The sequence below is a fragment of the Brevibacterium sp. Z349TD_9 genome (assembly GCF_056173565.1).
Genome location: NZ_CM149680.1, coordinates 190,981 through 207,960 on the forward strand (window position 1 = coordinate 190,981; position 16,980 = coordinate 207,960).

18 protein-coding genes are annotated in these 16,980 nt (G+C 69.4%); 9 read left to right on the top strand and 9 right to left on the bottom strand.

Features of this window, described 5'->3' with window-relative positions:
- Positions 1-8: 8 nt before the first annotated feature.
- Genes AC0VYB_RS00850 through AC0VYB_RS00865 form a run of 4 tightly spaced genes read left to right on the top strand, consistent with a single transcriptional unit; the run spans position 9 to position 3,909 of the window.
- Positions 9-1,067, top strand: coding sequence for a tripartite tricarboxylate transporter substrate binding protein (locus AC0VYB_RS00850; protein WP_475384916.1), 1,059 nt, complete (start codon positions 9-11; stop codon positions 1,065-1,067).
- Positions 1,064-1,591: a tripartite tricarboxylate transporter TctB family protein gene (locus AC0VYB_RS00855; protein ID WP_193338508.1), complete on the top strand. Its 528-nt coding sequence runs from the start codon at positions 1,064-1,066 to the stop codon at positions 1,589-1,591. The genes AC0VYB_RS00850 and AC0VYB_RS00855 overlap by 4 nt, the downstream gene beginning before the upstream one ends.
- 9 nt (positions 1,592-1,600) lie before the next feature.
- Positions 1,601-3,115, top strand: a complete 1,515-nt coding sequence (locus AC0VYB_RS00860) for a tripartite tricarboxylate transporter permease (protein WP_475384917.1) — start codon at positions 1,601-1,603, stop codon at positions 3,113-3,115.
- Between the two features lie 14 nt (positions 3,116-3,129).
- The gene (locus tag AC0VYB_RS00865) at positions 3,130-3,909 is read left to right on the top strand and encodes a helix-turn-helix domain-containing protein (protein WP_193338510.1); all 780 of its coding nucleotides are present in this window, start codon (positions 3,130-3,132) and stop codon (positions 3,907-3,909) included.
- On the opposite strand, the gene AC0VYB_RS00870 is transcribed toward AC0VYB_RS00865, so the two are convergent.
- On the bottom strand, positions 3,891-4,544 hold the full coding sequence (locus AC0VYB_RS00870; protein ID WP_009380112.1) for an SRPBCC family protein: 654 nt from the start codon (positions 4,542-4,544) through the stop codon (positions 3,891-3,893). The two genes, AC0VYB_RS00865 and AC0VYB_RS00870, sit on opposite strands and share 19 nt — an antisense overlap.
- A gap of 159 nt (positions 4,545-4,703) precedes the next feature.
- On the opposite strand from AC0VYB_RS00870, the gene AC0VYB_RS00875 reads away from it, so the two are divergent.
- The gene (locus tag AC0VYB_RS00875) at positions 4,704-5,462 is read left to right on the top strand and encodes an HpcH/HpaI aldolase family protein (protein ID WP_009380111.1); all 759 of its coding nucleotides are present in this window, start codon (positions 4,704-4,706) and stop codon (positions 5,460-5,462) included.
- Between the two features lies 1 nt (position 5,463).
- Here AC0VYB_RS00875 and AC0VYB_RS00880 read toward each other — a convergent pair whose 3' ends face one another.
- Positions 5,464-6,573 carry a zinc-binding dehydrogenase gene (locus AC0VYB_RS00880; protein WP_144588467.1) on the bottom strand — a complete coding sequence of 370 codons (1,110 nt, stop codon included), beginning with the start codon at positions 6,571-6,573 and terminating at the stop codon, positions 5,464-5,466.
- 54 nt (positions 6,574-6,627) lie between these two features.
- Positions 6,628-7,431 carry a hypothetical protein gene (locus tag AC0VYB_RS00885; protein WP_119296971.1) on the bottom strand — a complete coding sequence of 268 codons (804 nt, stop codon included), beginning with the start codon at positions 7,429-7,431 and terminating at the stop codon, positions 6,628-6,630.
- Between the two features lie 59 nt (positions 7,432-7,490).
- On the opposite strand from AC0VYB_RS00885, the gene AC0VYB_RS00890 reads away from it, so the two are divergent.
- Both AC0VYB_RS00890 and AC0VYB_RS00895 read left to right on the top strand, forming a co-directional pair.
- Complete coding sequence (locus tag AC0VYB_RS00890; protein ID WP_227007155.1) at positions 7,491-7,904, top strand: MmcQ/YjbR family DNA-binding protein; 414 nt, start codon at positions 7,491-7,493, stop codon at positions 7,902-7,904.
- Between the two features lie 57 nt (positions 7,905-7,961).
- The gene (locus AC0VYB_RS00895) at positions 7,962-8,795 is read left to right on the top strand and encodes an aldo/keto reductase (RefSeq protein ID WP_144588463.1); all 834 of its coding nucleotides are present in this window, start codon (positions 7,962-7,964) and stop codon (positions 8,793-8,795) included.
- A 104-nt stretch (positions 8,796-8,899) separates the two neighbouring features.
- Here AC0VYB_RS00895 and AC0VYB_RS00900 read toward each other — a convergent pair whose 3' ends face one another.
- The 5 genes from AC0VYB_RS00900 to AC0VYB_RS00920 all read right to left on the bottom strand — a co-directional run bounded on the left by AC0VYB_RS00900 (position 8,900) and on the right by AC0VYB_RS00920 (position 13,816).
- Entirely contained in the window at positions 8,900-10,417 is a 1,518-nt protein-coding gene (locus AC0VYB_RS00900; protein ID WP_009380103.1) for a tripartite tricarboxylate transporter permease, read from the bottom strand.
- A gap of 9 nt (positions 10,418-10,426) precedes the next feature.
- Complete coding sequence (locus tag AC0VYB_RS00905) at positions 10,427-11,029, bottom strand: tripartite tricarboxylate transporter TctB family protein (RefSeq protein ID WP_009380102.1); 603 nt, start codon at positions 11,027-11,029, stop codon at positions 10,427-10,429.
- Positions 11,026-12,057 (bottom strand): 4-hydroxythreonine-4-phosphate dehydrogenase PdxA, encoded by a 1,032-nt coding sequence (locus AC0VYB_RS00910; RefSeq protein WP_063248694.1) that lies wholly within the window; start codon positions 12,055-12,057, stop codon positions 11,026-11,028. Before AC0VYB_RS00910 ends, AC0VYB_RS00905 begins: the two co-directional genes overlap by 4 nt.
- Complete coding sequence (locus AC0VYB_RS00915) at positions 12,054-13,025, bottom strand: tripartite tricarboxylate transporter substrate binding protein (protein ID WP_063248693.1); 972 nt, start codon at positions 13,023-13,025, stop codon at positions 12,054-12,056. Before AC0VYB_RS00915 ends, AC0VYB_RS00910 begins: the two co-directional genes overlap by 4 nt.
- Positions 13,026-13,087: 62 nt before the next feature.
- Entirely contained in the window at positions 13,088-13,816 is a 729-nt protein-coding gene (locus AC0VYB_RS00920) for a GntR family transcriptional regulator (protein ID WP_131248186.1), read from the bottom strand.
- Positions 13,817-13,967: 151 nt separating this feature from the next.
- Here AC0VYB_RS00920 and AC0VYB_RS00925 point away from each other — a divergent pair, with 151 nt between their 5' ends.
- A complete protein-coding gene (locus tag AC0VYB_RS00925; protein WP_131248185.1) occupies positions 13,968-15,182 on the top strand; it encodes a CaiB/BaiF CoA transferase family protein in 1,215 nt (404 codons plus the stop codon).
- Between the two features lie 110 nt (positions 15,183-15,292).
- The gene (locus tag AC0VYB_RS00930) at positions 15,293-16,084 is read left to right on the top strand and encodes an enoyl-CoA hydratase/isomerase family protein (protein WP_131248184.1); all 792 of its coding nucleotides are present in this window, start codon (positions 15,293-15,295) and stop codon (positions 16,082-16,084) included.
- A 6-nt stretch (positions 16,085-16,090) separates the two neighbouring features.
- Here the strand turns inward: AC0VYB_RS00930 and AC0VYB_RS00935 are convergent, their stop codons facing one another.
- The gene (locus AC0VYB_RS00935) at positions 16,091-16,972 is read right to left on the bottom strand and encodes an NAD(P)-dependent oxidoreductase (RefSeq protein WP_063248689.1); all 882 of its coding nucleotides are present in this window, start codon (positions 16,970-16,972) and stop codon (positions 16,091-16,093) included.
- Positions 16,973-16,980 lie beyond the last annotated feature (8 nt).

Sequence of the window (16,980 nt, forward strand, 5' to 3'; positions counted from 1 at the left end):
GAGTGGCAATGCGATCAACGACGATCACAGGCACAGGTCGGACCACCTCGGCGAGGGAAGGGGTGCAGAGGAGACGGTGGGCAGGCGTGGGGGCCGCGCTCGCCGCGACGGCGCTCGTCCTCTCCGGATGCCAGGGCCGAGCCCAGCCGCCGGGGGAGGGCGGGGACTACCCGTCGGGACCGGTGACGGTGACGGCCCCTGCCGAACCCGGCTCGGGCTGGGACACGACGGCGCGCGCCGTCACCGAGGCCCTGCAACGCGACGAGCTCGTCACCACGCCCCTGCCGGTGCAGAACCGGCCGGGCGGCACGGGCTGCACGTGGCTGACGACGATGATGCAGCAGGACAAGGGCAAGGACGACCAGATCGCGATCACCTCGCTGGCGAGCCAGACGATGAAGGCGCGGGGTCTGTGCGAGTACGGGCCGCAGGACGCCACCCTCATCGCCACGCTCTACGTCGAGGACTTCGTCGTCGTCGCTCCCAAGGACAGTGACATCGCCGACCTCGACGGCCTGGTCTCCGCGCTCAAGGATGACCCGCAGGCGGTGACCGTGGCCGCCGCCGGCGACGACACGCTGCCGTTCGCGCTCTTCGCGAAGGCCGCAGGGGTCGAACCCGCCGACGTCAACTTCGTCAACTACGACGGCGGCGGCGAGCAGACGACGGCGATGCTCAACGGGGATGCGAAGGTCGCGATCGCCGGACTGAGCGAATTCAGGTCCGTCCTCGAATCCGGGGACATCGTCCCCCTCGTCACGTTCGCCCAGAAGCCGCTGCTCGCCCCGTTCGAGTCGGTGCCCACCGCGATGGACTCCGGCTACGACGTCACGCTCGGCAACTGGCGCGGGGTCTACGGTCCCGCGGACATGCCGCAGGAGGCCGTCGACTACTGGGCGACGACGCTGGAGAAGATGAGCACGTCGACCACGTGGGAGGACACGGTGAAGAAGAACCAGTGGGCGCCGGAGTTCCGGACCGGTGAGGACGCGCAGAGCTACGTCGACGAAGCGGCGAAGACGGTCGAGGAGGGTGTCAAGGAGACCGAACTGGGCACGGACAAATGACCGCGACCCGGCGCGATCTCGTCACCGGGATCGTCATCACGGTCATCGGGGTCGTCTACCTCTCGGCGACCTTCTCGATCCGGGAGACGGCCGACATCGTCACCCCGCGGACCTTCCCCCAGATCGTCGGCGCGGGGCTGATCGTCCTCGGACTCTTCCTCGCCGGACAGTCCGTGTGGAGCGCTCGGACCGGGCAGGGTCGGCCCCACCCCGCCGAGGCGGAGGCCGCGTCCCAGGGTGAGAGCGGCACCGAGCCCGCCGGCGGTGTTCTCATCGACGCCCCGCCGGAGCCGACGGGGCGCAGGGTCGTGGTCCAGTTCGCGCTCTTCTTCGTCTACCTCGCGATCGTCATCCCGGTCGGCTTCGTCCTCTCGACCGCGGCATTCCTCATGGCGGTGACGAGCCTCTACGCCCCGAAGAAGTGGATCCGCAACCTCGTCTTCTCCGTCCTCTTCTCCGTTGCGGTCTACGTCGCCTTCGTCTTCGGGCTCGCGGTCTACCTGCCCGTGGGAATCCTGGGATAGGGGGAGGGCATGGACACACTCGTCGATCTGGGAGGCGGCTTCGCCTCGGCGCTGCAGCCGGCCAGTCTCGCCTTCGCCCTCCTCGGCGTCCTCCTCGGCACCGTCGTCGGCGTCCTGCCGGGGATCGGTCCGATCTCGGCGATCGCGATCCTCATCCCCGTCTCCTTCGGGATGGAGCCCGTGCACGGCCTCATCCTCCTCTGCGGGATCTACTACGGCTCGATGTACGGCGGATCGATCACCGCGACCCTGATCAAGACCCCCGGCGAGGTCTCGAGTGCGGTGACGGCGATCGAGGGCTACGAGATGGCCCGGCGCGGCCGGGCGAAGGCGGCGCTGGCGACCGCGGCGATCGGGTCGTTCCTCGCCGGCACGCTCGCGATCATCGGCCTGACGTTCCTCTCCCCGGTCCTCGTCCGCCTCGCCAACGTCTTCGGCGCCACCGAGTACTTCCTCCTCATGGCCGCAGCCCTCCTGCTCGCCTCGACGATGTCGACCGGGTCCCGAGCGAAGGCCCTCATCTCGATCTTCATCGGCCTCGCCGTCGGCCTCATCGGCCTCGACTTCCAGACGGGCCTGCCCCGGCAGACGTTCGGCATCTCCCTGCTCTCCGACGGCATCGACTTCACGATCTTCGCCATGGCCCTCTTCGCGATCCCCGAGGCGATCCGCAACCTCGCGCTCGGTCAGGGGGCGAAGGAGGAGATCCAGAGCTTCGGCTCCGAGCGGTGGATGACGAAGCAGGACTGGCAGCGCTCGGCCGGCCCGTGGGCGCGGGGCTCGGTCCTCGGGTTCATCATCGGCGTCCTCCCCGGTGTCGGACCGTCGCTGGCCTCCTTCATGTCCTACATCATGGAGAAGCGGATCTCGAAGCGGAAGGACGAGTTCGGCAAGGGCGCGATCGAAGGTGTGGCCGGTCCCGAGGCGGCGAACAACGCCGGCGTCGGCGGTGCGATGGTCTCTCTCTTCAGCCTCGGCATCCCCGGGTCGGCGACGACGGCGCTGCTCCTCTTCGTCTTCACGATGTACGGACTCCAGCCCGGTCCGCTGATCTTCCGCGACGAATCGGGACTGATCTGGACGATCATCGCGAGCATGTACGTCGGCAACGTCGCCCTCATCATCCTCAACCTCCCGCTCGTCGGCGTCTTCGTCAAACTCCTCAAGATGCCCAAGGAGATCCTCTTCTCCGCGATCCTCGTCCTCGTCGTCATCGGCGCCTACGCGATCGAGTTCAGCCTCTTCGGCCTCATCATGCTCGGCATCTTCGGGGTCGTCGGCTACCTCATGGACCGAGGCGGCATCCCGCTCGCCCCGTCGATCCTCGCGCTCGTCCTCGTTCCGCTCCTCGAGGACAACTTCCGCCGCATGCTCCAGATCTCCGGGGGATCGCTCGCACCCCTGGTCACCCGGCCGGTGTCCCTGGCGATCATCATCCTCATGATCGCCGGCATCGTCGGTCCGTTCGTCTTCCGCTGGTGGGTGCGCCGAGGGAAGCTGTTGGCAGATGTGAGCGTCGGATGAGGGAGAGGACACCGATGACCGACAGAACGTCCACCGCAGGGAGGTCGACCGGGACGGAGGGGCGGGGCGATCCCACCCCCGCCGAGGCGCTCGCCCCGTCCGAGTTCGACCGGCCCCAGGAGGTCGGGGTCATCGACCGGAGTGCGGCCATCCTCACCGCGCTCCAGGACACCCCGATGACCGCCGCCGAGGTGTGCCGCCGCCTCGGCTACTCGAAGTCGACGACGTACCGCCTCCTCGCCGACCTGCGGACCCACCGCTTCATCGTCCGCGACTCCGGGGGCCTGCTCCGCCTCGGGCCGTTCCCGGGACGGCGGAGCATCGCGACGACGAATTCCGTCCTCGAGCACCTGCGCACGCTCACGAGCGAATCCGTGCAGCTGTGGGTCCGCGTCGGCGAGGACCGGGTGTGCGTGCGCAACGTCGAAGCCGACCACGAGCTGCGGGTCACCCGCGGCGTCGGCACGATCCTCCCGCTCGTCGACGGCGGGTCGGCGGCGCTCGCCCTGTGCGGGCCCGGGAATCCGGGGGAGTTCTACGCGACGAAGCAGGCGCGGGTGAAGGGGACCGCCTCGGCGAGTGTGGCCTTCACGGTCGGGGCCACGGTGTTCGCGCTCTGCGTGTCCTACCCCCTGACCAGGGAGCCGGACAATGTCGCCGGTGCCTACCGCGGGCCGGTGACGACAGCGGCGATCGAACTCAAGTCGCTGCTCGAGGACAGCGAGGAGCTTGCGGTGCTCAGGGACATCGCCCGCCTTGCGCTCGGGGCCGGCGGTCAGTCCTCGCCGAGGTAGAACGCCGTCGTCCGCTCCGCCGCGGCCCGGGCCTCGGGTTCGGGGGTGCCTGCCGCCGCCGAGGCCTCACCCCACGCCGCACTGGACGCGCGGATGAACCGCTGGACGGCCGGCGTCTGAGCGAAGGCCTCCTCGTCCTCGGGGCGACCCGTTCCGGCCTTGAGGTGGAGGGCGAGTCCGAGGAGCGAGAGGTCCCACCCGACACCGGTCGCCCCGGGCCCGTACCGGGTCCAGAACTCCGACCCCGCCTCGGCGGTGGCCGCGTGCTCGAGGGTGAGTCGGGCACCGTCGCCGTCGGGGTCGACCCGGACGGTGACGTCGCTCGTGCCGCCGCCGAACTCCCACGTGATCGCGAAGGTCCGCGGTGCTTCGCAGACCTCGATCGTGCCCGAGGCGTTGCCCTCGATCGCGTACCGGCCGCCTGGCCGCAGGTCGCCGCTGACCGGGGCGAACCAGCGGGCGAGGCGCTCGGGGTCCGTGCACGCCTCCCAGAGGTCGTCGACGGAGGTCGGGTAGGTCTGGCTGAGTGATTGGACGGCATGCTGGGTGCTGCCGTCGATGTCGACGCTCAGGCCGCGGGTGACGTCGTCGGCCTGGGCGGCGATGACGGCGTCGTCGGTGGGTCGCTCGCTCACTGATCCTCCTCGGTGTGGGTGGGCATGGTTCGAGTATGGGCGCTCGGTCGCCCACGTCAAGGGCACTGACTCCTCAGTGCGGCGGGCAGGGCCCTGCCGGGCTCGCCCGGATCCTGAACGTCGGCGACCGCGCCCGGGCCGGTGTGGTTCGATGCCCCCATGACTGCTGCATTCGAGACGCACCGCGCCCGGCTCGCCGAGGGTGCGGTCTACAACGGGCTGTGGATGATGACGGCGAGCCCGGAGCTCGCAACGATCGGAGCGGCGACGGGGTACGACTTCGTCTGCCTCGACCTCCAGCACGGGCTCACCCGCCCCTCCGACGTCGTCCGGCTCAGCGACGCGATCCGCGCGCACGGTTCGGCGCTCGTCACCGCCCGGGTCGCGGTCAACCGGTTCACGGAGATCGGGATGCTCGCCGACGCGGGCATCGAGGCGATCATCGTGCCCCTTGTCTCCACGGTCGCAGACGCCGAGGCGGCGGTTCGGGCGCTGGACTACCCGAGCCGCGGCGGCGACCGGTCGTGGGGTCCCACAGCGGAGTTCCTCACCCGGGACATCAGGGACACCCGCGCCGAGCGTCCCCTGCTCTTCGTCATGATCGAGACCGCTGAGGGCCTCGACGCCGTCGAGGAGATCTGCCGGGTCCCCGGTGTCGATGGTGTCTACGTCGGTCCCGCCGATCTCGCGTTCGCCGTCGGCGCCGTCCCCGGTCAGCCCAATGACGCCCACGCCGAGGCGCTTCTGCGCATCCGGTCCGCCGCCGATTCAGCGGGCATCGTCCCGGGCATCCACTGCGGTGACGGGGCGGAGGCGAACCTGCGCCGGGATGAGGGGTACCGGTTCATCACCTCGGCGCTCGACATCGGGGCGGCGGCCCGCGCGCTGCGGGCGGACCTCGACACCGCCCGCGCCTGACTCAGCCGTCGAGGTCGACGACGGTGCGCAGTCCCGGGGTGGGGTGCGCGAATTCGTCCGGGAGGTCGGCCGGGCGGATCGGGCCGCCGAGGATGTCGTCCCAGGGCATGGCCGCGCCGTCCCCGGCGAGGAAGTCGACCGCCTGCCTCAGGTGCCGCGGTTCGTAGTTGTGGACCCCGGTGATCGTGCGCCAGCCGCGGACGATGTGCTCGGGGTCGAAGGTCACGTGCGGGCCGGGGGAGACGCTGCCGGCGAGGACGGCCGTGCCGCCGATGCCGATCGCATCGAGGCAGGCGCGCACCCCGGCTTCGGCACCGGAGAGTTCGAGGGCGACATCGACGTCGGCGGGCAGGTCGGCGGCCGCGGCGACGAGCGTGTCGGCACCGGTCGCCTCGGCGAGGCGACGGCGCTCGGGTGCGGGGTCGAAGGCGATGACCTCGGCGGCACCGCGGGACTTCGCGGCGGCGATCGCGATGAGCCCGAGCATCCCGATGCCGTTGACGAACACCCGACGCCCGGACAGGTCGCCGGCGGCCTCGCACATCGCCATGACGGTGGCGACGGCGCAGCCGGCGGTCGCGGCGACGGCGTCGGGCACGGTGTCGGGGACCGCTGCGATCGCGACGCCTGCGGGCAGGACGATGTGGGAGGCGTACGTGCCCGAGAGCGCCCATCCGGCCTCGGTCGATTCGTGGCCGACCTTGGCGACCGAGACGCACTTCGCGCTCAGACCGCGACGGCAGTGGAGACAGTCACCACACACCGCGGTGACGGCGAAGACGACGCGCTGCCCGACCGCGTGATCGGCGGTCGTCGCCGCGATGACCCCGACGCCTTCGTGCCCGAGCACCGAGGGGCTCGGCGCGGGCCGGTGACCGGCGACCGTGTGTCGGTCGGAGCCGCAGACCGTCGCTGTGGTCAGACGGACGAGAGTCTCTCCGGGAGCCAGAGGCGGAATTGGGAGCGATCGCGGTTCGAACCGGTCCTCGCCGAGCCAGACGAGCGCCTCGGCGGTCGACGAGACTGCAGGGTCGCTGTCGGCGGTGCGGGTCGCCGTGCCGGTCGCACCGGAACCGGCAGGGTGGAGTTCGGGGCTGGAGAGGTCACTCATAGGGGTCCAGTTGACCAGCCTCGGCGGGGACTTGTCTACACAAGTCCGGAGTTTTCATGCAGTGGTCATGGTGATTTCATGAGCCGTTGGCGAACGGGGGACGACCCGGGCCGCGATGAGCAGTCCGAGGCCGATGACGGCGAGGACGACGGCGGTGAGGAACAGGCCGAAGGGGAATCCGAACTGCGATGTCTCGAATTCGGTCCCGTCGACCGTCTCTCCGCTGCACGTGAGGTGGGGCGGGAGGAAGGACCAGCCGACACTCAGACTGGAGACGTACTCTCCGCTGACGGTGCTCGGGCAGAGTGATCCGCCGCTTGAGTTCGACGCGCTGTACCACCCGAAGTAGAGGAACAGATAGGTCCAGGGCAGCAGCAGACAGGCGGCGGTGATGAGACCGATGCCCCAAGCGCCGAGTGAACGCCGTGGCCTGCCGATGACGAGGCGGAGCAGTCCGCGGACCGTGACGGCGACGAGCACCCCGAGGAGCGTGATGATCCCGGCGACGGCGAGGAGGACAGTGCCGAAGAGGAGAAGCATCGTATCGACCGTCCCGCTCTCGGTCGCGAATCCCCCGGCGGCCGACGCTTCGCAGGAGTATCCCGTGAGTCCGTCGCTGACGATCGAGATCTCCTCGGGGTCCGTCATGCCGCTGAGCGTCGGACACGATTCAGCCGGTCCCCGGTCGCGCGCGATCATCAGGCCGATGGACAACCAGACCGTCCGGACGCCGGCGAGGAGGAGGGCGGCGACGAGCGCGAGAAGGGCGAGCACAGTGATGCGCTGCAAGGGCGAGAGTCGGCGGAACGCGCCCCATCCGAACCGGTGAGCGAACCTCGAGAAGCGCGTGGTCGTCATGCCCCCGACCCTATCCCAGCTCCGGGCGTCCTGGTCTGCCGACGGCGTATCGTGGCCCCATGGCCCACCCGCAGATGTTCGATGCCGATGATCCCGTGCTCGCGTGGTTCCGGACCGTCGCGCTGAGCTTCCCCGAAGCGCAGGAGAAGGTCTCGCACGGTCGCCCGGCGTTCTTCACGACGAAGGTCTTCGCTTACTTCGGTGCCGCGGAGAAGCACGTCACCGGGGAGATCGAACAGCATCCCCATGCCGTCCTCCTCCTGCTCGATTCGCTCGACGCCGAGGTGATGCTCGAGCGCGAGGACACGTTCGTCCCCATGTACCTCGGTCCCACCGGCTGGATCGGTCTCGACCTCGACGACGTCGCCGAGGACGAGCTGCGTGACCTCCTCGGCGACTCTTATCGCAGCACAGCCCCGGCCAGGCTCGCCCGGCTGATCGACGATGTCGCCGCGGACGAGGCCGAGTCGTAACCCGAGGACTGACAACACCCCTGGTCCTCACCGCCTCGGCGGTCTTAGGGTGGAGTCATGACTGCGATTCCCACTCTCGAACTCAACGACGGACGTCCGATCCCCGAGATCGGACTCGGCACGTATGCGATGACTGGCCCTGAGGGCGTCGAATCGGTCGCCGCCGGCATCGAGAGCGGCTACCGCCTCCTTGACACGGCCGTCAACTACGAGAACGAAAGGGAAGTCGGCCAGGCGATCGCGGAGAGCCCCGTCGACCGCGCCGACCTTTTCGTCACGAGCAAGATCCCCGGCCGCCACCACGGATTCGATGAGGCGATCGCGAGCACCGAGGAATCGCTCGCCCGCCTCGGCCTCGACTACCTCGACCTCCACCTCATCCACTGGCCCAACCCGAGCGTCGGGAAGTACGTCGACACGTGGCGCGGACTCATCGAACTGCGCGACCGCGGACTCGTCAGGTCCATCGGCGTCTCGAACTTCACCGCCGAGATGCTCACCGAACTCATCGAGAAGACCGGAGTCACCCCCGCGGTCAACCAGGTCGAACTCCACCCCTACTTCCCGCAGACCGCGCTCGTCGACTTCCACAAATCGATCGGCGTCCAGACCGAATCGTGGTCCCCGCTCTACCGCGACGGCGGCCTCTTCGCCGAAGACCCCATCACCGAGGCAGCCCGGGCCCACGGCGTCGAACCGGCCCAGGTCGTCCTCCGCTGGCACACCCAGATCGGCAGCATCCCGATCCCGAAGTCGGCGAATCCCGACCGGCAGCGGCAGAACGCCGACATCTTCGGCTTCGACCTCACCCCCGCCGAGGTGGCCGCGATCTCCGGTCTCGAGCGCGGCCGGATGAAGGACCGGGATCCGCTCTCCCACGAGGAGATGTGAGCGCCCGGGGCCTCACTCAAGGCGCAGCGCGGATAGCCGGTGGTGCATCGCCTGCCATCCGCGCTGCGCCTTGACCGAGCGCGCGGGCAGCTGATGCAGCGGCCTCAGTGCGACACGGTCTCCCGGCGGCGGGCGTCCGCCCGCCGTGTCCGGAGGTTCCGGACCACCGCTCCGATGAGCGGGTAGGCGAGCGCGAAGAGCGCGGCCAGGGTGAGGATGAGCGAGAGCGGCTGCTGGAACATGATGAAGAGGTTCCCGTTGCCCAGCGCCGAGGTCTGCACGAGGTACTTCTCGAGCAGCGGACCGAGGACGAGTCCGAGCACGAACGGTGCGGCCGGGAAGTCGAAGCGCTTCATGAAGAAGCCGAGGAGCCCGGAGAAGAACACCACCCAGAGGGTGAACATGTTGTTGCCCAGGGCGAAGGCGCCGACGAAGCTCATCATGAGCACGATCGGGTAGAGGAAGACGTAGGGGATCCGCAGGATCTGCGCGAACACCGGTGCCAGCGGCAGGTTGAGCACGAGCAGGATGAGGTTGCCGAAGAAGAAGCTCACGAGCAGACCCCAGACGATGTCGGGCTCCTGCTGGAAGAGCAGCGGTCCCGGCTGCAGTCCGAAGATGACGAAGGCGCCGAGGAGGACGGCCGTCGTCCCGCTGCCGGGGATGCCGAGTGCCAGGGTGGGGATGAAGCTCGCGTTCGCGGCCGCGTTGTTCGCCGCCTCAGGTGCGGCGACCGCCTCCGGCGCGCCCTTGCCGATGAGGTGCTTGAACCGGCTCACCTGCTTCTCGACACCGTAGGCGAGGAACGTCGCGAGGGTCGCGCCGGCACCGGGCAGGACCCCGACGGTGAAGCCGAGACCGGTCCCGCGCACCGTCGACGGTGCCGCACGTCGCAGCTCCTCCTTCGTCACGAGCAGATCCCGGAAACGGGCGCGGATGGGCTTCTCCCCGCCTCGGCGGATCTGGTGGAGGACCTCACCGACGGCGAAGATGCCGATCATCACCGCGACGAAGTCGAGCCCCGAGAGGAGGTTGACGCTGCCGAAGGTGAAGCGGGCCGTGGAGAAGCCGGAGGCGACCCCGACCATCGACACGAGGAGCCCGGCGGCGGCCATGGTGATGCCGCGGAGGATGTTCTCCCCGGCGAACGAGACGATCGTCGCCATCCCGAGGAGGATGATCGCGAGGTTCTCGGCCGGGCCGAAGTTGAGCGCGAACCGCGCGATCGGCTGGGCCAAGGCGATGAGGGCGATGAGGGAGACGATGGCGGCGAAGAACGACGCCAGGGCGGAGATCGCGAGCGCCGCACCGGCTCTGCCCTTCCGCGCCATCTGATAGCCGTCGATGGTGAGGACCACGCTCGAGGAGTCCCCGGGAGTGGAGATGAGGATCGAGCTGATCGAGGACCCGTACTGGGATCCGTAGTAGATGCCGGCGAGCATGATGAGCGCCGTGACGGGATCGAAGGCGAGGGTGACCGGCAGGAGGATCGCGACACCCGTCGTCGATCCCAGCCCCGGCAGCAGGCCGATGACCGTGCCGAGCAGGACGCCGACGAAGCACCACAGCAGGTTCTCGGGGGTGACCGCGGTCTCCAGCCCGATGAGAAGGTTGTCGAACATGGGAACTCCTCAGACGAGGCCGAGCATCCCGGTCGGCAGGGGGACCGAGAGGACGAGGCCGAAGACGATGTAGACGAAGACTGCCGCACCGATCGTCGCCAGGGCGGAGACCCACCACTTCTGCTTCTCCACGACGAGGAGGAGGAAGAGGATGGCCCCCGAGAGCGCGATGATGAGCCCGAGGACGGGCACGAGCGCGAGCGCGATGCCGAAGGTGAGGAAGATGACGAAGGGCGCGCGGTTGCGCTGCCTCTCCGTGCGGCCGAAGGTGTCGACGGCCTCCCCGTCGGCGGAGACGGCATCGGCGGCGGCGTCGATCGACTCCGCGGCGGTGGCCTCGATGTCCTCGACCGCTGACATGATCCGTCCGCCCGAGGTGCCGACACGGGCGAAGAAGAGACGGAAGATCTCCGCCACCGAGGCGAGGAAGATGAACGCACCGGTGAGGAAGGGAAGCATGCCCGGACCGACCTGGCCGCCCTCGACGGTGAGCCCGTAGCCGAGCCCCATGATCGCGGCCACCGCGCCGACGATGCCGAGGATCGCGGTGCCGATGACGTCGGAGACCTCGGGTCGGTTCCGCGGAGGGGTCCGCTCCGCCACCGTGCTCATCGGACGCCCACCTCCGCGGGGGCCGCACTCTCCGGTGCGGCGGTCCTCGCCCGCTCGGCCGCGCGGTGGGCGGACATGCGCACCGCGAGATCGAAGGCATGGCTGCTCGGGCTCAGCTCCGCCGTGCGCGTGCCGACGATCCCGTGCGCGGTGCCGTGGGCGGGGGTGGCGATGGGGATCGGGATGCCGCCGTGGACCGTGACGCCCTGGTCGAAGCCGAGCAGCTTCATCGCGATCTGCCCCTGATCGTGGTACATCGTCACGACGCCGTCGAAGTCGCCGCCGGCGGCCCGGGAGAAGAGAGTGTCACAGGGGAAGGGGCCTGCGACGTCGATCCCGCGGGAGCGGGCGAGGGCGATCGCCGGGGCGATGTCGTCGATCTCCTCGCGCCCGAACTTCCCGCCCTCACCCGCGTGCGGGTTGAGCGCGCACACCGCCAGTCGCGGGGTCGGCGTCCTCGTCTCCCGGACGACGCGGTCGAGGAGCTCGATCGTCTCGAGCACCCTGCCGGCGCGGATGCCCGCAGCGACCTCGGAGATCGGAATGTGCGAGGTCACCCGGGCGGTGACGAGCGCATCGATGAAATTGAGCTCGGAGGTGAAGCCCCGGTAGCCGAGCCGCTCGGCGAACCACCGCAGCTCGTCCTCCTGAGTCATGCCCGCCTGCGACATCGCCCCCTTGTTGAGGGGGAAGAAGAGGACTCCGTCGGCGTCCTCGGCCGCGCACAGGTCGAGCGCGGTGCCGAGGTCGATCAGCGCCCGCCTGCCCGCGTCGGCACTCACCTCGCCGACGGGGATGGCGGGACCGTCGTAGGCGGTGCCGACGAACTCGATCTCCTCGAGGTCGGGCAGGTCGACGCCGGCGGTGTCGGCGAACGAGCGCAGCTCGTCCGGCGTCGCGGTGACGGTGAGGTCGGCGCGGGCCCGATTGCCCTCGTCGACGAGGATGCGGGCGAGGAGTTCGGGGCCGACCCCGGAGAGGTCGCCGGGGACGAGGACGATGCGCGGCTTGGGCGTCGAGGCGGTCACTTTCCGATCGCCTCCCGCAGCTCCTTGTCGTTTTCGGCGAGGTACTTCGAGAAGTCGTCGCCGTAGGCCGTGTTCGGCTGCATCATGTTGTCCTCGATGTACTTCGTGTAGGCATCGGTCTCGGCGAACGCCTTCGCCTGGTCGATCCAGTACTGCTTGGCCTCGTCGGGGATGTTCCCGGGAGCGATGACGCCGCGGAACTGGGCGAAGGCGACGTCGATGCCCTGTTCCTTCGCGGTCGGGATGTCCTTGAGCTCGGGGTACTCGTAGCGTTCCTCCGAGGCGGCGCACAGGGGCTTGAGATCGCCCGATTCGAGCTGGCCGAGGACCTCACCCGGGTTGACCGAGATCGCCTCGACCTGTCCGCCGAGGGCTGCGGTGATGACCTCGGACCCCGATTCGAAGGGCACGCGGTCGAACTTCGCCCCCGTGGCCTTCTCCATGAGCGTGAAGGTGATGTTGTCGAGTCCCGTCGCTCCGGAGATCGCGACGACGGTGCGCTCCTTCTTCGCCTTCTCGACGAGGTCGGAGCAGGTATTGAGCGGCGAGTCGGCCTTGGCGACGATGAGCGTGTAGTCGTCGCCGAGCTTCATGATCGGGGTGAAGCTCTCATACGTGAATTCGACGTCCTGGGTCGCCGGCAGGGCGAGCATCGCCGTCTCGGTGGCGAGCAGGTAGTTCGGATCGCCGCTGCGGCCGAGGAACTCGGAGTAGCCGACGGCCCCGGAACCGCCTTCGATGTTCTGCACGGTGATCGTCTTGCCGGTCGTCTCCTCGAGTCCGGAGGCCGTCGCACGGCCCGCGATGTCGCTGCCGCCGCCGGCGGCGAAGGGGACGATCATGGTGACGTTGCCCTTGGGTTCGAAGCCGCCGTCGGACGAGGCGGTCGACCCCTGCCCGCAGGCGCTCAGCCCGAGGGCGAGCACGCCGGCTGCGGCCGTGGCGGTGAGCAGTCTCTTCAGGTGCATTTCCATCTCCTTTGACAGAAGTGTGAGGTGGTGTCGGTCTGGGACGGTGGGGTCCGCGGCGGTCACGTCGCCGGGGGCAAGGCGGAGCGCACCTCCTCGAGCCAGCGGTCCGATTCGGGCGTGGCCCCGTCGAGGCGGTCGACGACGTCGATGAGGAACGAAAGGTTCCCGTGGTCGTCGAACTCCGCTTCGATGGCCTCGGGGTCGCCGGTGAGGATGACGTCGAGCATCCGGGCGTGGCGCGCGACGTTGCCGTCGAGGTCCTCGATCTCCCGCCGGGCCTGGTTGTTGAGTGCCATGCACATCTGCAGCTGCATCGCCATCGCCCGGTACGTCGATTCGATGCGGCCGTGACCGGCCAGCCCGACCACGGCGAAGTGGAATTCGAACCCAGCGGAGACCATGTCCCCTTCGGTCCCGGACTCGGCGATCCTCTCCATCTCCCGCAGGGCGGCCCGGCATCGTTCGACCCGCTCGGGGGCGAGGTCGGGCAGGGCCAGACGCAGCGCCATCCGCTCGAGATCGCGACGCAGAGTGGCGATCTCGAAGACGTCGTGCTGGGTGATCGACATGATCCTCACCCCCTTGCGCGGGATGTGTTCGACGAGGCCGGTGTGCGCGAGCTCCTTGAGCGCCTCGCGCAGAGGGGGACGGGAGATCCCGAGCTCTGCGCACAGGCGCTCCTCGACGAGCCGTTCGCCGGGGAGATAGTCGCCGGCGAGGATCGTGCGCTCGAGAGCCTGTCTCGCCTGCATCGCGAGACTCGGCTGAGCCGGGAGGAGAGTGGACACTTTTCGATAGATCCTCTTTTGTATACAGTAGTGTGAAGACTGTAACCCGCATCACACTGCAATTTCAATGGGTCGGCTCGGTCTGTCGTCGAAGATCAACGGCGTCGGGTGAGCTGTTCCTAGAGGATTGATGAAGATCAGAGGAGTTCTCATGAGCGCAGACACACCTCCCGACGAGTCCGCGGGACCGCGGGCACCGGGCGCTCTCAGCGGCGTCACGGTGCTCGAACTCGGCGTGTTCATGGCCGGACCGTTCGCGACGATGCAGCTCGCCGACCTCGGCGCCCGGGTGATCAAGATCGAGAATCCCGATGGCGGCGACCAGACGCGCAGCACCGGGCCGTACGTCGACGGCGAGAGCGTGCCCAATATGCTCCTCAATCGGAACAAGGAGTCCGTCACCCTCGACCTCAAGGACCCGATCGGCAGGGAGGCGTTCATGCGCCTGGCTGAGACCGCCGACGTCGTCGTCGAGAACATGAGGCCCGGCGTCATGGCCCGTCTGGGAACCTCGTACGAGAGCGTGCGCGAGCGCAATCCCGGCATCATCTACGCCTCCGCCTCCGGGTGGGGCCAGGACGGTCCTCTCGCGGATCTCGCGGGACTCGACATCATGGCGCAGGCGCGCAGCGGGCTGATGAGCATCACCGGCTTCCCCGATTCGCCCCCGGCCAAGGTCGGGGTCCCGATCTGCGACCTCACCTCGGCGCTCTACGTCGCTCTCGCCGTCACCGCCGCCCTCGTCGAACGGGACCGTTCGGGGCAGGGGCAGCACATCGACGTCTCCCTCTTCGAGAGCGGCGTCTCCTACGCCGTGTGGGAGGCGGCCGCCTACTTCACCGAAGGCAGGATCGGGCGTCCGAACGGATCCGCGCATCAGAACCAGGCCCCCTACCAGGCCGTGCACTCCGCCGACGGGTTCGTCACGGTCGGGGCGAACACGCCGCGCAACTGGGAGCGGTTCTGTCGGGCGCTCGGACTCGACGACCTCCTCGAGGACCCGCGGTTCACCCGGTCCTATGACCGGCTCACGCACAGGGAGGCGCTCATCGCCCTCACCGAGGACAAGACCGGGCAGCTGACGACCGACGAGGTCGTCGGACTGCTCAACGAGGCCGGAGTCCCGTGCGCACCGATCAGCGACTACGGGGAGGTCTTCACCGACGACCATCTCCTCGCGCGCGACTTCTACTGGGACTCCGCGCACCCGGTCGCCGGCACGGTCCGGCAGATCGGCTCACCGATGCGGATGTCGCGCACGCCGGCGCGACGCGGCCCGGCCGGGCCCTCGCTCGGCGCCGACAACGCAGTGCTCGACGACCTCGGGTTCACCGCGGAGGAACTCGCCGCACTCAAAGGGCGCTGAGATGCACCTCGGCGGAAGGACGGCAGTGGAATGATCACGCACGGCGGCGGCACGATCACGGACACCTGCACGATGATGGGGAGAGCGACGATGAGCGAAGGAGCACGACCATGAGCGACGAGCACGCAGCAGTCAGGACGGAGGACCTCCTCGTCGAGCGGGACGACGGCGTCCTCACCGTGACCTTCAATCGACCCGAGGCGAGGAATGCGATGACCTGGGAGATGTACCAGGGCCTCGCCGAGGCGTGCGACGCCGTCGATGCCGACCCCGCGGTGCGCGTCATGGTCCTCCGCGGGGCGGGCGGACGAGCCTTCGTCGCCGGCACCGACATCGCCCAGTTCACCGATTTCGACGGCCCCGCCGGAGTCGCCTACGAAAGCCGGATCTCCGAGGTGCTCGCCCGTCTCCGGGCGGTCGACGTCCCCGTCATCGCGGCCATCGACGGGTACTGCGTGGGCGGGGGTCTGGGGATCGCCGCGTGCGCAGACCTGCGCCTGGCCTCCCCGGGATCGCGCTTCGGCGTGCCGATCGCGCGGACGCTCGGCAACTGCCTGTCGGGGGACACCCTCGGTCTCCTCATCGCCCTCCTCGGACGCGGCCGCGTCGTCGACATGCTCCTGCGCGCCCGCTTCATCGACGCCGACGAAGCCCTCACCGCGGGCTTCCTCGGCACCGTCACCGACGACGTCGATGCGACGACGGCGGAGTGGGCGGCGACACTCAAGGGCCATGCCCCGCTGACGATGTGGTCGGTCAAGGAGATCGTGCGACGGCTCTCCGACCTCGGCGGGGGCATCGACGATGCCGATGTCGTCGAGCGGATCTACGGGTCGGAGGACTTCCACGAGGCGGTGCGGGCATTCATCGCCAAGGAGGACTACGAGTGGACGGGACGCTGATCCCGCTCACGCATCGTAGGTGCGGATGACCTGGGAGTCGTCACGTCGGGCCAGCCCGAGTTCGGCTGCGGCGGCGAACCGCTGCGCGGCGACGGGGAGCAGGGCGAGGTCGATGTCGAGGTCGGCGGCCAGATCGGCGACGAGGGTGGTGTCCTTGACGAAGATTCCCACAGCGCTCGCCACAGGGGCGTCGAGTCCGGCGAGCATGCGCGGCCCCCGGTCGGCGAGCATCCACGACTGTCCGGCGCCTGCGGTCATCGCCGCGAGCACGGACTCCTCGTCGAGGCCGAGCCGTCCGGCCAGGGACAGGGCCTCGGCGGCGGCGACGATATGGACCGAGCAGAGCAGCTGATTGACCGCCTTGAACGCCTGGCCGTCGCCGAGGCGCTCACCGCAGTCGATGATCGTCCCGAGGGCCTGAAGCACGGGCCGGCGGGAGTCGAGGACCTCGGGCGGACCGGAAGCGAGCATGCGCAGAGTCCCTGCCTGCACGCCGGCGATGCCGCCGGTGACGGGGACGTCGAGGGTGCTGATCCCGCGCTCCGCCGCACGTGCTCCGGCCGCTCTCACCGCTTCGGGGCCGACCGTGCTCATGACGAAGAGCACCGCTCCGGGCGCCATGAGGTCGAGGAGCCCGGAAACGCCTGTCTCCGGGTCCCCGTCGAGGGCGGCGTCGAGCTGCTCGCCGGTGGCGACCATGACGATGACCGTGCCCGCGGACGCCGCGGACCGGGGTTCCGCCTCGGCGGGCAGGCCGGCCGCAGCCGCGCGCTCGCGCGGTTCGGGGAACGGGTCGACGCCCGTGACCGCGGCGCCGGAGGCGTGGAGGCGCAGCGCCATCGGCAGCCCGATCGCGCCGAGCCCGAGGAAGGTGATCTGGTCGGTCATCGATCCTC

Bases quoted from the DNA above. Each gene is read 5' to 3' on its own strand.
- AC0VYB_RS00890 (WP_227007155.1), top strand. From the start codon at position 7,491: ATGGCCCACCCGCAGATGTTCGATGCCGATGATCCCGTGCTCGCGTGG.
- AC0VYB_RS00850 (WP_475384916.1), top strand. From the start codon at position 9: ATGCGATCAACGACGATCACAGGCACAGGTCGGACCACCTCGGCGAGG.
- AC0VYB_RS00885 (WP_119296971.1), bottom strand. From the start codon at position 7,431: ATGACGACCACGCGCTTCTCGAGGTTCGCTCACCGGTTCGGATGGGGC.
- AC0VYB_RS00855 (WP_193338508.1), top strand. From the start codon at position 1,064: ATGACCGCGACCCGGCGCGATCTCGTCACCGGGATCGTCATCACGGTC.
- AC0VYB_RS00875 (WP_009380111.1), top strand. From the start codon at position 4,704: ATGACTGCTGCATTCGAGACGCACCGCGCCCGGCTCGCCGAGGGTGCG.
- AC0VYB_RS00925 (WP_131248185.1), top strand. From the start codon at position 13,968: ATGAGCGCAGACACACCTCCCGACGAGTCCGCGGGACCGCGGGCACCG.
- AC0VYB_RS00865 (WP_193338510.1), top strand. From the start codon at position 3,130: ATGACCGACAGAACGTCCACCGCAGGGAGGTCGACCGGGACGGAGGGG.
- AC0VYB_RS00860 (WP_475384917.1), top strand. From the start codon at position 1,601: ATGGACACACTCGTCGATCTGGGAGGCGGCTTCGCCTCGGCGCTGCAG.
- AC0VYB_RS00915 (WP_063248693.1), bottom strand. From the start codon at position 13,025: ATGCACCTGAAGAGACTGCTCACCGCCACGGCCGCAGCCGGCGTGCTC.
- AC0VYB_RS00895 (WP_144588463.1), top strand. From the start codon at position 7,962: ATGACTGCGATTCCCACTCTCGAACTCAACGACGGACGTCCGATCCCC.
- AC0VYB_RS00930 (WP_131248184.1), top strand. From the start codon at position 15,293: ATGAGCGACGAGCACGCAGCAGTCAGGACGGAGGACCTCCTCGTCGAG.
- AC0VYB_RS00935 (WP_063248689.1), bottom strand. From the start codon at position 16,972: ATGACCGACCAGATCACCTTCCTCGGGCTCGGCGCGATCGGGCTGCCG.
- AC0VYB_RS00880 (WP_144588467.1), bottom strand. From the start codon at position 6,573: ATGAGTGACCTCTCCAGCCCCGAACTCCACCCTGCCGGTTCCGGTGCG.
- AC0VYB_RS00905 (WP_009380102.1), bottom strand. From the start codon at position 11,029: ATGAGCACGGTGGCGGAGCGGACCCCTCCGCGGAACCGACCCGAGGTC.
- AC0VYB_RS00900 (WP_009380103.1), bottom strand. From the start codon at position 10,417: ATGTTCGACAACCTTCTCATCGGGCTGGAGACCGCGGTCACCCCCGAG.